13 protein-coding genes are annotated in these 13,724 nt (G+C 61.7%); 5 read left to right on the forward strand and 8 right to left on the reverse strand.

Annotation, left to right across the window (positions count from 1 at the left end; genetic code table 11):
* The gene (locus tag CAQUA_RS10530) at positions 1-675 is read left to right on the forward strand and encodes a GAP family protein (RefSeq protein ID WP_196825162.1); all 675 of its coding nucleotides are present in this window, start codon (positions 1-3) and stop codon (positions 673-675) included.
* On the opposite strand, the gene glf is transcribed toward CAQUA_RS10530, so the two are convergent.
* A complete protein-coding gene (gene glf / locus CAQUA_RS10535; RefSeq protein ID WP_231375546.1) occupies positions 672-1,913 on the reverse strand; it encodes a UDP-galactopyranose mutase in 1,242 nt (413 codons plus the stop codon). The two genes, CAQUA_RS10530 and glf, sit on opposite strands and share 4 nt — an antisense overlap.
* A gap of 79 nt (positions 1,914-1,992) precedes the next feature.
* Between glf and CAQUA_RS10540 the strand changes: the two genes are divergently transcribed.
* Complete coding sequence (locus tag CAQUA_RS10540; protein WP_196825160.1) at positions 1,993-4,047, forward strand: peptidoglycan recognition protein family protein; 2,055 nt, start codon at positions 1,993-1,995, stop codon at positions 4,045-4,047.
* Positions 4,048-4,060: 13 nt separating this feature from the next.
* Here the strand turns inward: CAQUA_RS10540 and glpK are convergent, their stop codons facing one another.
* Positions 4,061-5,626, reverse strand: a complete 1,566-nt coding sequence (gene glpK / locus CAQUA_RS10545) for a glycerol kinase GlpK (RefSeq protein WP_196825159.1) — start codon at positions 5,624-5,626, stop codon at positions 4,061-4,063.
* 305 nt (positions 5,627-5,931) lie between these two features.
* Between glpK and CAQUA_RS10550 the strand changes: the two genes are divergently transcribed.
* Positions 5,932-6,714, forward strand: a complete 783-nt coding sequence (locus CAQUA_RS10550; RefSeq protein ID WP_290178380.1) for a putative endonuclease domain-containing protein — start codon at positions 5,932-5,934, stop codon at positions 6,712-6,714.
* A 133-nt stretch (positions 6,715-6,847) separates the two neighbouring features.
* Here CAQUA_RS10550 and CAQUA_RS10555 read toward each other — a convergent pair whose 3' ends face one another.
* The 4 genes from CAQUA_RS10555 to serS are packed head-to-tail and all read right to left on the reverse strand — an operon-like array spanning position 6,848 to position 10,641.
* Positions 6,848-7,672 (reverse strand): HAD family hydrolase, encoded by an 825-nt coding sequence (locus CAQUA_RS10555; protein WP_196825157.1) that lies wholly within the window; start codon positions 7,670-7,672, stop codon positions 6,848-6,850.
* Complete coding sequence (locus tag CAQUA_RS10560; RefSeq protein WP_196825156.1) at positions 7,672-8,529, reverse strand: lysophospholipid acyltransferase family protein; 858 nt, start codon at positions 8,527-8,529, stop codon at positions 7,672-7,674. Before CAQUA_RS10560 ends, CAQUA_RS10555 begins: the two co-directional genes overlap by 1 nt.
* A 2-nt stretch (positions 8,530-8,531) precedes the next feature.
* Entirely contained in the window at positions 8,532-9,371 is an 840-nt protein-coding gene (locus tag CAQUA_RS10565; RefSeq protein ID WP_196825155.1) for a lysophospholipid acyltransferase family protein, read from the reverse strand.
* A 1-nt stretch (position 9,372) separates the two neighbouring features.
* Positions 9,373-10,641 carry a serine--tRNA ligase gene (gene serS / locus CAQUA_RS10570; protein ID WP_196825154.1) on the reverse strand — a complete coding sequence of 423 codons (1,269 nt, stop codon included), beginning with the start codon at positions 10,639-10,641 and terminating at the stop codon, positions 9,373-9,375.
* A 73-nt stretch (positions 10,642-10,714) separates the two neighbouring features.
* On the opposite strand from serS, the gene CAQUA_RS10575 reads away from it, so the two are divergent.
* Positions 10,715-11,767, forward strand: a complete 1,053-nt coding sequence (locus CAQUA_RS10575) for a septum formation family protein (protein ID WP_231375544.1) — start codon at positions 10,715-10,717, stop codon at positions 11,765-11,767.
* Complete coding sequence (locus CAQUA_RS10580; RefSeq protein WP_196825152.1) at positions 11,767-12,114, forward strand: metallopeptidase family protein; 348 nt, start codon at positions 11,767-11,769, stop codon at positions 12,112-12,114. The genes CAQUA_RS10575 and CAQUA_RS10580 overlap by 1 nt, the downstream gene beginning before the upstream one ends.
* On the opposite strand, the gene CAQUA_RS10585 is transcribed toward CAQUA_RS10580, so the two are convergent.
* Positions 12,111-12,752, reverse strand: coding sequence for a histidine phosphatase family protein (locus tag CAQUA_RS10585; RefSeq protein WP_196825151.1), 642 nt, complete (start codon positions 12,750-12,752; stop codon positions 12,111-12,113). The genes CAQUA_RS10580 and CAQUA_RS10585 overlap by 4 nt on opposite strands.
* Positions 12,746-13,699, reverse strand: coding sequence for a prephenate dehydratase (gene pheA, locus CAQUA_RS10590; RefSeq protein ID WP_196825150.1), 954 nt, complete (start codon positions 13,697-13,699; stop codon positions 12,746-12,748). The genes CAQUA_RS10585 and pheA overlap by 7 nt, the downstream gene beginning before the upstream one ends.
* Positions 13,700-13,724 lie beyond the last annotated feature (25 nt).

A 13,724-nucleotide genomic window follows, 5' to 3' on the forward strand; every position in this document is an offset into this window, starting at 1 on the left:
ATGCACTCCCTCCTTCCGCTCGTCGGTTTAGCTCTGCTCGACAGTTTGAGCATCGGCACGCTCGTCATCCCTCTAGCACTCATTCTCATGTGGCGAAACGTGCGCGTGCCCGCGCTCGCTGCCTACCTGCTCACCGTCGCGGCGGTGTATTTCGCCCTTGGAGTGGCCATGCTCCTGGGGTTCACCGGCCTCAGCTCGTACGTAGAGCGAATCACCGACACGCCCGTCTTCCCCTGGATCACCCTCGTACTGGGAGCAATTCTCGCCATCTTCGGAATCTTCGCGCCCGACCCGGTCAAACCCGCCCCGGGCGAGCTACCGAAGCAGCTGAACAAGCCCATCCAAACCAGCCTGCCCAAGATGATCATCTTGGGCTTAGGAGCCTCCCTGACGGAAGCGGCGACCATGCTGCCTTATATCGCGGCGATGGGAATCATCAGCGACTGGGACACCCCGATGGCAGGACAGATAGCAGCCATCGCCGCGTACTGCGGGGTCATGATCGCGCCGACCGTGATCTTGGCGGCGATCGCGCTCGTTGCGGGACAGAGATTCTTCCCTCGCCTTGAGAAGGCCATTCCCCGCCTTCAGTACGAGGCCAAGGTGACTCTGCTCTGGATCGCGGCGATCGTCGGCATCTACATGGTCGTCAACAGCGTGGGCGCGCTCCGCTAGTGCCCGCGGGGCTGGTCGATCGGCTTGCCGTCTTCAAAGTAGGGGCGGACGTGGTTGTCGAAGACCGACAACGCCGCGCCGATCGCCATGTGCATGTCCAGGTATTGGTAGGTGCCCAAGCGGCCGCCGAAAAGCACTTTGTTCTCCCGCGACTCGTCGGCGGCCAATCGTCGATAAGCTTCGAGCTTTTGGCGATCTTCGGGCGTGTTGATGGGGTAGTAGACTTCGTCGTCTTCCGAGGCGAAGCGGCTGTACTCCTTGACAATGACCGTTTTGTCGTCGCCGTAATCCCGCTCTGGGTGGAAGTGGCGGAACTCGTGGATGCGGGTGTAGGGGACGTCGGCGTCGTTGTAGTTCATTACGGACGTGCCCTGGAAATCGCCGGTGTCGAGGACTTCCTGCTCAAAGTCGAGGGTGCGCCAGCCGAGGCGGCCCTCGGAGTAGTCGAAGTAGCGGTCAAGCGGCCCGGTGTAAACGACCGGGGCGTCGGGCGAGGCGGCGCGCACGGATTCGCGCACAGTAAACCAGTCGGTGTTCAGCTCCACGTCAATGAGCTCGGACGACGCCATGTTCTCGAGCCACGCGGCGTAACCATCCACCGGCAGGCCTTCGTATTTGTCGTTGAAGTAACGGTTATTGAAGGTGTAGCGCACGGGCAGGCGGGAGATGATCTCCGGCGGCAGGTCGGTCGGGTCGGTTTGCCACTGTTTGGCGGTGTAGTGCTTCACAAAGGCGTCGTAAAGCGGCTTGCCGATCAGCGCGATGCCGCGCTCCTCAAGGTTCGTCGCGGCGGCCGGGTCGAGGCCTTCGCGCTGCTCCTCGATCAAGGCGCGCGCCTCATCCGGGCTGTAGTAGCGGCCAAAGAACTGGTTGATCAGGCCCAGGCCCATCGGGAATTGGTAGGCCGTGCCGTCGTGCATGGCGAAGACCCGGTGCTGGTAGTCGGTGAAGTCCGTGAAACGGTTGACGTATTCCCACACGCGGTCATTCGACGTGTGAAATAGGTGCGCGCCGTATTTGTGCACCTCAATGCCGGTTTCTGGCTCGTTTTCGCTATACGCGTTACCGCCAATGTGCTCACGTTTTTCCACCACAAGCACGCGTTTGCCCAGCTCACTCGCCGCTTGCTCCGCGATGGTGAGGCCAAAAAATCCCGATCCGACAACGATGAGGTCATACATGCCCACCACGTTAGCGCAGGGCACTTTGCTTATCGACGGCCCGACACGCCGCAACATTAAACACTAAATATCACTTTGATGCCCTATAGTTCGCACTGATCTATCTTTGTCACACATGTAACAGCAGGAGCGTTTCATGCGAATCAACCGCCGACTCAATCAAAAGCGAAAGACTCCGGTGATTGCCGCTGTCATGTCGCTGGCGCTCGTCGCTGGTGGCGTGGCTGGCGTGACCACCATCGAAAAAACCCAGGACGTCGCTCCCGAGGTCCCCGAAGTGGTCACCGAGAGCGCTTCGCTTAGCGACGGCGACAGTGTCGTCGTCCCGGACCCCGCCGTGGCTGCACAGGGTGAGGGCGAAGCTGCCCGCACCGTAAAAGAATTTTACCGCGAGAACGAATTCTCCATGTTCGCGCTGAACTGGGAAGGTAACCGCGACATCGTCTCCTACGTCCGCGCCGAACGTGAGCCGGGCGTCTGGTCAGAATGGTACGAGCTGCCTGAACTGGAAGGCCCCGACGGCCAGGAGGCTGACGGCACCGACATCATCTGGATCGAGCCGACGCACAGGATCCAGGTTTCCACCGGAAACGTGGACCTCGTTGAAGCTGACATTCCGCCAGCACCGGAGGACGGTGCAGCGCCTGAGCAGGCACCAGCTCCAGCCCCGGCTCCCGCCGCTACGAACTACGGCGACATCGCACCGGTCGCGGACGAGGTTCCGTTCGCTCCCGCTCCAGTAGCCCCCGGCGCGCCCGCACCGGCACCGGCGCCAGCTGAGCCCGTAGCACCGGCACCGATTGACGGCGTGACCGACGGCGAAGCCGTGGTCCAGGAGCCACCAGCCGACGAGCCGGTGGAGCACACCACTGCATCCGACATCGAAGCAATCTTCGTCGACCCGGGTGAAGGAACTGCCGAAAACCCGATCGCACCGGCCGCAAACGCATATTCCTGGGCAATGCCCAAGGTGATCACCCGTGCCCAGTGGGGTGCCGGGGCATCATCGACCCCGTACTACTCGGAGCCGGTGAAGGCCGCAACGGTGCACCACACCGCGGGTTCCAACAACTACACCGAGGCAGAGTCAGCAGGCATTGTTCGAGGTATCTGGACGTACCACGCCATCAACAATCGTTGGGGCGACATTGGGTACAACGCCCTCGTCGATAAGTACGGCAATATCTACGAAGGCCACGCGGGCGGTCTCGACCGTGGCCCGCAGGGCGCCCACGCCTATGGCTTTAACAACAACACCTTCGGCATCTCAATCTTGGGTAACTACGAGGAGGCCACCCCAACGCAGGCATCGCTGCGCGCCGTCGGTGAGATGATCGGCTGGAAGGCCGCGGTTCACAACTTCGACCCGACCAGCACCGTCTACCTCAACGGCCGGACCCTGCCCGCCATCTTCATGCACAAGGACGTGGGCAACACCGCGTGCGCGGGTAGGTACGTAGAAAAACAGATGCCGTACATCCGCCAAACCGCAAAGGCGAAATACAACCAGCTCAAGGGAAGCACTGGCTGGGTTCCATCGACGACGACCACGCAGGAGCCGACACCAAGCGGCGAGACCGGAACGAACACTGGAACAACCGGCAAAACCGGAACAACAGACGCCGGCGACAACACCATGATCAACAACCTGGTGGAGGCTTCCAGCATGATCTCCTTCGAGAAGCTTGCTGCAGGCGATCCGTTGGCCATCGCTACCGCGATCGGCACCGTGATCGGCGCGCTGCTCTTGGCAGCTGCGGGCGCGGGTTTGCTTCCCCAGCTTGGCAAGGCTGGTAATGCCGAGATCATCCCGGGCGTGAACCTGGCCAAGGCTCTTCCGTTCGTCGGTAAGGCGATTGAGATTTCCGGCAACCAGAAGGCGAACGACGCCTGGACCACCTTCGAACCGATCCTGGGCAAGCTCGTTGGCACGGTGGCCGGCGCGGGCGGCACCCCCTACGCATTCTTCGACAACGGCATCGCAACCGAGGGCATCGGTGGCGACGAGATCCTGATGGGCCCAGAGCTGTCGTCGGCATGGCTGAAGCAGGGCGGCGACTTGGGTGCGCTGGGCAGGCCAGTCAAGGATGAGTCGGCGCCCACCAACGGCGACTTCCGCATCTCCTTCGAGCGCGGCTTCATTTACTACGACGCGAAAACGGGTGTCGTCGACGTGACCATCGATAAATAAGCGCTAGCACCAGCTAGGCAAGGTCCAAGCTACGCTCCACCGCGGCATCCCACTGCCACACCAGCCGGTCCCTTTCGGGGCCGGCCATTGTGTTTTCCCAGATGGTATCGCCGCCGAGGCTGAAGGGTTTCTCGATGAGGCCCGCACCGATCCCGGCGGCGCTCGCCGCACCCATCACGGTCGTCTCCATGTTGTCGGGGCGCACGACCGCCGAGTCCAAAATGTCGGCCTGCATCTGCATGAGCAGGGAGTTCGCTGTCATTCCGCCGTCGACACGCAAGCGCTCAACCGCGATGTCAGAGTCCTTCTCCATCGCGGCGACCACCTCGCGGGTCTGCAGACACGTCGCCTCAAGCGCGGCGCGAGCAATATGACGCTTATCGACGAACCGGGTCAACCCCGTCATCACTCCCCGCGCGTCCGGGCGCCAACGCGGGGCGAACAGCCCAGAAAACGCTGGGACGATGACCACGCCGCCTGAGCTGTCGACTTCGGCGGCGAGCCTCTCCGATTCTTCAGCGCTGGAGATGATGCCGAGCTGATCGCGCAGCCACTGGATCAAAGAGCCACCGACCGCGACGGAACCTTCAAGGGCGTAAACGGGGGCCTCGCCCTTGTTCTGGTAGGCGACTGTGGTGAGCATGCCGTGATCAGAAAACTGTGGTTCCGCACCGGTGTTGAGCAGCATGAACAGGCCAGTGCCATAGGTCATTTTTGCGTCGCCCACATCGAGGCAGCCTTGGCCGAACAACGCGGCCTGCTGGTCGCCGAGGACCCCCGTGATCGGCACATCGCGGGAACCTTTGCGGCGGCGCATCGTGCCAAACAGCCCGAAACTCGGGCGAATCTCCGGCAGGATTTCCCTCGGAACACCGATCTCTTGGCAGAGGTCGTCGTCCCATTCGAGCGTTTCCAAATCCATGAGCAGCGTGCGCGACGCGTTGGTGACGTCGGTGACGTGCTGTGCCCTGCCTCGGATGCCGAGGCGGTCGAACATGCCGCCTTCCTTCATCCCCCGCCGGACCGCCCGGGCGCCGCCCGTGAGGTTCCAGATCAGCCAGGTATCGATCGTGCCCGCCAGCAGATCACCCCGTTCCGCCTGTTCGCGCGCACCTTCAACGTTGTCCAGGATCCACGCCCACTTCGGCCCGGCCGGATACGAGTTCGCCAGCAAGCCGGTCGTGCGCAGGTAGCGCTCTTTGTCTTCACCGCTGCGAGTTGCGGTTTTCTTTTTGCCGTCGCCACGATTGATCGGGAAATTCTCCGTGCGCGTGTCCTGCCACACGATCGCGTTGTAGATCGGCTTGCCCGTGTGTTTGTCCCAGATCACCGCGGTCTCGCGCTGGTTGGTGACTCCGACTGCGTCGAGGTCTTCCAGCTCTAGATCCGCCTCGACCAGCGCCTCCGTAATCGCGCGGCGGGTATTGCCCCAGATCTCCTGGGGGTCATGCTCCACCCAGCCCTCGCGGGGCATGATTTGCTCATGCTCAAACTGTGCGGTGCCAACGACCTCGCCTTCATCCGTGGTGATGAAGCACCTCGTTGACGTCGTCCCCTGATCAATGGCGGCAATATACATGCAGATATTAAACCGTGTTTTATCTGTGACCGTGGCGAAAGCCCGGCTGTTGAAATCCCCACCCTCACCCGCCGCAGTATACTTCGATAATTCATAAGCTATTGTGCATATGGTTTCCGCATTTCAGGGCTGTGCGGTTGAGGGCAGAAATCTCCCAAAATCATCGAAGTATACCGATTCGATTATCCACAGGTCTCCCAAATTCCACAGGGCTCCCAGCGCCTGAAAACCAGCGTGTCCACATTCCTGCCAAGATGTTCAACACGCGGACCGCAGGGGGCAGACCGCTTTTAACAGGGGGAACCATGGACCAAGAACAGGAATTACAATCCATCATCGAGTCACTGAATAGCTGCAGGTCAGCTGTTGTAACCGGACCAGCTGCGGCAAAGCTCATGGGTGTAGCCACCCTCAGCTGGGCCACAACCACTGATCTTTTGCTCCGTGACGGTGCGAAACCACCGGTCAAATCCAAACGGGGTGGACGGATCGTCTACCGGAGCAGTTATTTAAGTTCAAGCGACGTTCGCATTCTGGATGGGATCGCCATCGTGAGACCAATCCGCATGCTCTTCGACATCTTTCGCTACTACGGCCGGCTGGAATGCCTCGTTGCCATCGAATCGCTCCGTAATCAATTGCCCAGAACCTTCACGATCCCGTACCTTTTAGAATCATCAGAGCACTTATCGGGCTCGCGCGGGATCCGAGAGTTCCGCGAGCTGATCGCGTTTTCAGTGGATACGTCGCAAAGCCCACTGGAAACCGTTGCCCGCGACATCCTTCTGCGCATCCCGGAGGTGACCAGCCTACGTGCCCAAGTGCGCATTTCCTACCTGGGTGAATACGGTGAACCGCGAACCGCCTTCGTCGATTTTTTGATCAACGAGTTCGTCGCCGTCGAACTTGACGGCCGCGTAAAGTACAACGGCACGTACGGCGATCCGCTCACAATCATGATCGATGAGCGCTTCCGAGAGAAGAAGATCCAGCAGCAAGGAAAGCTTGTGCTTCGCTTCGGCTGGCGCGAAGTCATGAATGGGGAATTCGAGGCCGAGATCCGCGCGTTCCTTAGGGCTTTCAACTAAGCGGAGTCAGTATACTTCGATGAATTTCCGGGATTTGGTCAGCGCTATGACCTGCGCAAACCATATTAGGTTTTGTGCATATCCAATCGAAGTATACCGGCTGGGGCCAGGGGCCAGGGGCTGGGGCTGGGGGCTAGAACCAGCGCTCGAGCACCTGCGCGACCCCGTCGCTATCGTTGTCGCCGGTGATGTAGTCCGCGGCGTCGTGGACGATGGGGGCCGCGTTGCCCATGGCCACGCCAAGGCCAGCCCACGCGAGCATTTCCACGTCGTTGGGCATGTCGCCGAACGTGATGGTGTCAGCGGCAGTGAGTCCGTAATGCGCGGCAAGGGTGGAAACACCAGTAGCTTTAGTGATTCCCGGCGCGGCGATTTCGATGAGACCCTCGTCCATGGAATAGGTGACGTGGGCGTCGTCCGCGTCAACCAGCGGGGCAATGATGTCAAACATCTCCGCTGAGTTCATGGTCGGGTGGCGCACCAAGAGTTTCGCGGCGGGAACCGACACGAGTTCCCGGATGGTGACCTTTCCGTAGCCGATGTCCCACAGGTCAGGGTTGTAATCCTGGGTAATCAGGAAGCATTCGTCTTCCGGGTCCAGCGCCGAGCTGCCCACGCGCTCCACTCCCCAGCCGATGCCGCTGGGCATCGCAGATGCCACGGCTGAGACGATGTCCGCCATGACATCCGGCTCCAGCTCGTGGCGGGCCAGAATGCTATCCGACGACGGGTCGTACAGCACCGCGCCGTTTGCGCACACACAAATCGGAGAGATCGGCAGCTGATCTAGTACCGGGGTGAGCCAGCGGTGGGGACGCCCCGTCGCCAAGCCGAACTTCGCCCCCGAGCGGACGGCGCGCATGATCACGTCACGCAGGCGCGGAGTAACGCGGTTCGTGCTGTTTAAAAACGTTCCGTCGATGTCGCTGACTATGAGTTTCGGGGCGCCGGTGGACATTATTTTTGTGCTTTCTTTCGTTCCCGCTCTTCCTTTTCGCGGCGGTTGAGTTCGCGTGCTTCCTCCGGGGTCGGGGCGGACCCACCCATGGAAGCGGGCATCCAGTCTAAGCCCGGTTCGAAGGGGCCGAACTTGTCGCTGTACATCTGCCGCGCTTCATCAAGAAGCTGTTGTACTGCATCAACCAGGCGCGCGGTGGCTTCTTCAGGGGTGCCGTCGGTGGGCACGGGTGGGCCGACGTTAACAATGATCGGGTAGCCGGTGCGGCCAAGTTCCTTTTTACGGCCCTTGGTCCAGATGCGCTGGGAGCCCCAGATCGCGCACGGCACGAGCGGTACGTCGGCTTTCTGCGCGATGCGGGCGGCACCGGATTTCCAGTCGGAGAGCTCGAAGGAACGCGACAGGGTGCCATCGGGAAAGATGCCCACGTACTCACCGTTTTTGAGGCTCTCTACCGCGGCGTCAATGCTGGCAGCGCCGCGAGACCGGTCGACGGGGATCTGCTTGCCGCCGTTGGAAATCCAGCGGGTGAACGGGTCGTCCCACAGTTCCTTTTTGGCCATGTAGCGCACGGGGCGGCGGCCGCGGACAAGGCCCGGGAGTGCGCCCGCGACGAAGTCGTAGTAGCCGGTGTGGTTGGCGGCCATGAGCACGCCGCCTGACGTGGGGATGTGTTCGGAGCCGTGGATGTAGTACTTCACGCCTTGCAGGCTCATCACCGGAACCATGATGTCCTTCACCAGGTGGTGGGTCCACTCATTGCGCCACGTCCACCCCGGCTGAGTGGGGACGACTTCATCGGTTTCGGGAACGAGGAATACGTGGCTATCAACGCGGTAACCTGCTGGAACAGACACGATTATGATCCTTTTTCTGCCTGCTTAGCCAGTTTCTCAGCGCGTTCGCGCTTCTGTGTTTCATTCGCCGCTTCGAGCGTTGGGGCCGAGCCGCCCAAGGAGGCCGGCATCCACGGTTCGCCCTTGGGGAAGGGGCCAAATTTCTCGGCGTACTCGGAATGGTTGCGTGTAAGAAGCTCCTCCATCGCGGCTTTGACGCGCGCGGTGTCCTCCTCCGGGTTGCCGGTGGTGTACACGGGCTCGCCGTAGGACAGGATGACGGGTGTCTTCGAGCGACCCAGGTTCTTCGGCAGATCCTTAGTCCAGATGCGCTGGGAGCCCCAGATCACGGTGGGGATCATGGCAACGCCGGCTTCGTCGGCGATGCGGGCGGCCCCCGTCTTGAATTCCGCTAGCTCAAAGCTGCGGGAGATCGTCGACTCAGGGAAGATTCCAACCAGCCCGCCGCTGCGAAGCCACCGCACCGCCTCATCGATAGAGGCAGCGCCCGCGGCGCGGTCCACCGGCACGTGCTTCATCCACCGCATAAGCGTGCCGACGACCGGAGTGTCAAACACTTCGACCTTGGCCATGAAGCGCACCAAACGTTTGCCCCGCAGATGCGGCCCGATACCCGCGAAGATGAAGTCGTAGTACCCGGTGTGATTGATCACGAAGATCGCGCCGTCCCGCTCCGGCACGTTTTCCGCGCCGCGCACGATGAAGCTCAGGCCCTGGGCCCGCATAACGCGCTTGAATGCGGAGATCACAAACTGGTAGAACGGCTCTTTCGACTCCGTCGGGTGCGGATGTACATCCGGCAGCGCATCCGGAATGCGGAACAGCTTATCCACGACTTTCATGTCACTTCTTTCCCCTCTTTGGAACAAGTACGTCCTTGCCTACCCACGGCCGCAGCGCCTCAGGCACAACCACGGATCCGTCTTCTCGCTGGCCGTTTTCCAAGATAGCCACGAGCCAGCGCGTGGTGGCCAGCGTGCCGTTGAGCGTGGCCGCGGTCTGGGCTTTTCCGTCTGCGTCACGGAAGCGCGTGCCTAGACGGCGTGCTTGGAAGGTCGTGCAGTTCGACGTCGAGGTCAGCTCGCGGTAGGTCCCCTGCGACGGCACCCACGCTTCCGTATCAAATTTGCGCGCGGCGGAAGAGCCCAGGTCACCTGCAGCAACGTCGATGATGCGGTACGGAACCTCGACCGCAGCGAGCATCTCGCGCTCAAGCCCGAGCAGTTTTTGGTGCATCTCCTCTGCCTCTTCCGGCTGGCAGTAGACGAACATCTCCAGTTTGTCGAACTGGTGGACGCGCAGAATGCCGCGCGTGTCTTTGCCATAGGAGCCAGCTTCTCGACGGAAGCAGCTCGACCACCCTGCGTACAGCTTCGGGCCCTCGGACAAATCGATGATTTCGTCCCTGTGGTAGCCAGCCAGTGCTACCTCGGATGTTCCAACGAGGTAGAGGTCATCGCGCTCGAGGTAGTAAATCTCTTCATCATGCGCATCTAAGAAGCCGGTTCCAGCCATGATCTCCGGCCGCACGAGCACCGGCGGGATCATCACCGTAAAGCCTGCTTCGCGTGCCTTTTGGGCCGCGAGCATCAACATTCCCAACTGCAGCCACGCACCATCGCCGACTAGGTAGTAGAAGCGTGCGCCACCAACCTCAGCGCCCCGGGCCACGTCGATGATCCCCAGTGATTCGCCAAGTTCCAGGTGATCTTTGACCTCAAAGTCGAACTCGCGTGGACTACCCACGTGCTCGAGGACCTCAAAGTCTTCTTCCCCACCCGCGGGCGCACCGGCGATCACGTTAGCGATCGCGTACTGCAGTTCATTGACCGTTGCCTCAGCAGATTTCTGCGCTTCCTCGGCTTCTTTGACCTTGGCTTTCAGTTCGTTGGACCCCTCCAACAGCGCCGGGCGGTCTTCTGGGGCCGCCTGCCCGATCTTTTTGCCAAACGCTTTCTGCTCAGCCCGGAGGGTGTCCGCCGACTGGATCGCAGCGCGCCGCTTTTCATCAGCCTCAAGCAAACGGTCTACCAACCCGGGGTCCTCACCACGGGCAACCTGGGAGGCACGCACAACATCCGGGAATTCACGCAGGTACTTAAGATCAATCACGCTCACTACCTTACCGACAACTTATCCCCAGAAATGTTAGGAAGATCCGCGATCTGGAGGCATGATTGTGGGTATGGCTTTTAAGGGATCGTCGATAAGCATTCGTGCTCTGCTCTGCGCTGCGCTCGTGGGCGCGGGCGGAATGGGTGCGTACGCTGGGGCGACGGGTTTTGAGCTCGGCGCAAAGGACGAGGCTGGGACGAACCACGCCGCGCCGACGAACGCCCCGAAGGACGAACCGATCGCACCGTTCACCACCGCGGACAAGGGCGAGTGCCTCACGTGGAACGTCGCGCCGGACGGGCAGATTTCCGGTTTTGAGAAAGCATCCTGTGCCGGTGAGCACCGTTTTGAGGTGTCTTCCCGTGAAGATTTGAGCACCTACCCGATTGGGGAGTTCGGCCCCGACGCGCCGCCGCCGAACCCCACCCGCCAAGCGCAGCTGCGCGAGGAACTCTGCCAGGCGCAGACCAAGAACTACCTTGAGGGGCGCTACGATCCCGCCGGCCGCTACTCCATCGCCCCGATTCTTCCCCCAGCTCAGGCGTGGGAAAAGGGCGACCGTACGATGCTGTGCGGCATCCAGGAAACCGATCAAAATGGCGCCCCAATCTTGACGACGGGCCGGGCGGCCGAGCAAGATCAGGCCCGCGTCACGCCCGTGGGACGCTGCATTATTACGGACGAGGCGAACACCGCGAGCGAGGTCGAGTGCAGCGAAGTTCACCACATTGAGATAACCAGCATCGAGGACTTGGCGCCCGTGTTCCCGGACCGCACACCAACCGTGGAGCAGCAAGACGAGTACCTGCAGAAACGCTGCACCGCCGCGGCGGAGGAATTCCTTGGCGGGGAAGAAAACCTCTACCAGTCGACGCTCCAGGTGTACTGGGGCACCTCGCCGCAGCCAGCGTGGGACGGCGGTTCCCGCAGAGTCAATTGCGGCTTGATTTTCGCCCGCGACAACCGCTTCGCTGCCTTGAAGGGCTCCGCGACAGCGGGCCGCGAGGGCTTTACTATCGACGGAAAACCCCCGGCCAAGCAGCCCGAACGTCGCCCGCTTCGCTCTGAACAGCGGCCGCAGGACCCGCCGCCGCCGGCCCCCGAAGAAGGCGCAGCGCCGTAATGCACCCCGTCGACGACGAAGTTTTCGAATCGCTTATCGACGATGCACTTGACGCCCTCCCCGACCATGTCACCGCGCACATGCACAATGTTGTGGTCTTGGCACGCGACTATAACGAGGACAACCCGGAACTGCTTGGCCTCTTCGAAGGCGTGCCGCTGCCGGAACAGCATGCGAACCACACCGGCTACCTTCCAGAGGCGATCTTCGTGTACAAAGAGCCCCTCGAGCAGATGTGCGCTGACCTTGACGAGCTAGCGCACGAAGTCCGCGTCACCGTTTTCCATGAGGTGGGGCACTACTTTGGTCTCGAAGAGCACGAGCTCCACCAGCTGGGATGGGGTTAGTCAACGGCGAAGCCGGTGTCCTGGTTGTGCGCCGCTCCCCACTGGATGAGTTCCCAGTCGCCGAAGTCCCCAACGGGATTAATCACCACGTATTCGCAGTTGGGTAGGTACGCGCGCGTGGCAAACTGGGAGTCCACGGATGTCGCGTTGGCAGCGTAGGCGCGGATCGCGCCTCCGTGGCTGACCACCACGACGTTATCGTCGCGGGCGGCTTCCTCATAGGGACGCAGCCCGGCGCGGTAGCGTCCGAGGAACTGGGTGAGTGTTTCCCCGCCGTCCACCTGCGCATCTAGATTGCGGGCGAAGTAGCCAGCGACGGAGGACAGGTAGCCCAGGTGCGCTTCGGGGGAGTTTTGCATTTCAAATCGCCCGGCGGAGATTTCCTGGATCCCAACCAGCTCTTCCAGCTCGGCGCCGGCCTGCTCCAAGTAGGCGCCAAAGGCCTGCCGCCCAGTGTGCTGCGCGCGGATGGCCTGGGATGTCGCGATCCGCGCGGGCGCGAAACGCTTAATGATTTCCGCGCCGGCATCGCGTGCCTGTTGCTGTCCGAGTTCGGTCAGGTCAGCGCCGGGCAGCGCAGTGTCCAGCGCGCGGGTCACGTTGGAAGTGGTCTGTCCGTGCCGAAGGAGAATTAGCATTGGTGCCCTTCCCGCGCGGCGGTAACCCACTTGGTCGCCTGCTCGATGTGTTCGGAGGTGAACGCGTCTTCTCGGGTGGCCCGCTCGGATCCGAAGCGGGGCCAGGAGCCAAGGAAGCTGATCTCGGTGGACCGCAACCACAGGCTGCGCAGGGCCTCAGCTACCGGTACGTCATCAATGTGTCCGACTAGATCAACGTAGAAGTTGTACGTGTTCGCCTCCACGCGCGTGGGGCGCGATTCAATGCGGGACAGGTCCACGCCGCGGTAGGCGAATTCCTGCAGCGCACCCACCAAGGTGCCGGGCTCATTAGGGAGCTGGAAGATCACGGACGTGCGGTCCTCACCCGTCCGCGGCGTTGGTCGGCCTGACGGCCCCACCAGAACGAAACGGGTGCGTGCCCCAGCGATGTCCGCCACGTCGCGGGCAACAACGTCAAGGCCGAACATGTCTGCCGCGCGCAGCGGGGCCGCTGCCACATCCGCATCCCCATCAGCCACGGCCTGCGCGGCGGCGGCGTTGGAACTCGCTGGCTGGAACGCCGCCCCCGGCACGTTCGCGCGCATCCACTGCTTGACCTGGGAATACGCCACTGGGTGCGTCGATAAGCGTGGGGCTCTTAAGTCCGCAAGCTCTTTGAGATCCGTTCCGGGGCGCACCATGATGGCGAAAGTAATGGGCAGCTCCACCTCGCGGTAAATCTGTGCGGACGGCGCCTCAATCAGGGCATCCGCCGTCGTCGTCACCGATCCGTCGACAGAATTCTCTATCGCCACCACCGCGTAATCCGCTTTACCCGTGTGTACCGCATCAAGCGCTTCAAACGGGGAATCGACGGATTGCGGCTTGATCTCACCATCGATGTACGGGGCAAACGCCCACAACGCTTCCTCCGTGAAAGTCCCCCGGGGGCCAAGAAAAGCGACAGTTTTTGTGGGTTCACTCATGGCCCCCGAGTTTACCCGCTGCCGC

This window comes from Corynebacterium aquatimens (genome assembly GCF_030408395.1).
Lineage (GTDB): Bacteria > Actinomycetota > Actinomycetes > Mycobacteriales > Mycobacteriaceae > Corynebacterium > Corynebacterium aquatimens.

Bases quoted from the DNA above. Each gene is read 5' to 3' on its own strand.
- CAQUA_RS10530 (WP_196825162.1), top strand. From the start codon at position 1: ATGCACTCCCTCCTTCCGCTCGTCGGTTTAGCTCTGCTCGACAGTTTG.
- glf (WP_231375546.1), bottom strand. From the start codon at position 1,913: ATGTTGCGGCGTGTCGGGCCGTCGATAAGCAAAGTGCCCTGCGCTAAC.
- CAQUA_RS10540 (WP_196825160.1), top strand. From the start codon at position 1,993: ATGCGAATCAACCGCCGACTCAATCAAAAGCGAAAGACTCCGGTGATT.
- glpK (WP_196825159.1), bottom strand. From the start codon at position 5,626: ATGTATATTGCCGCCATTGATCAGGGGACGACGTCAACGAGGTGCTTC.
- CAQUA_RS10550 (WP_290178380.1), top strand. From the start codon at position 5,932: ATGGACCAAGAACAGGAATTACAATCCATCATCGAGTCACTGAATAGC.
- CAQUA_RS10555 (WP_196825157.1), bottom strand. From the start codon at position 7,672: ATGTCCACCGGCGCCCCGAAACTCATAGTCAGCGACATCGACGGAACG.
- CAQUA_RS10565 (WP_196825155.1), bottom strand. From the start codon at position 9,371: ATGAAAGTCGTGGATAAGCTGTTCCGCATTCCGGATGCGCTGCCGGAT.
- CAQUA_RS10575 (WP_231375544.1), top strand. From the start codon at position 10,715: ATGGCTTTTAAGGGATCGTCGATAAGCATTCGTGCTCTGCTCTGCGCT.
- CAQUA_RS10580 (WP_196825152.1), top strand. From the start codon at position 11,767: ATGCACCCCGTCGACGACGAAGTTTTCGAATCGCTTATCGACGATGCA.
- CAQUA_RS10585 (WP_196825151.1), bottom strand. From the start codon at position 12,752: ATGCTAATTCTCCTTCGGCACGGACAGACCACTTCCAACGTGACCCGC.
- pheA (WP_196825150.1), bottom strand. From the start codon at position 13,699: ATGAGTGAACCCACAAAAACTGTCGCTTTTCTTGGCCCCCGGGGGACT.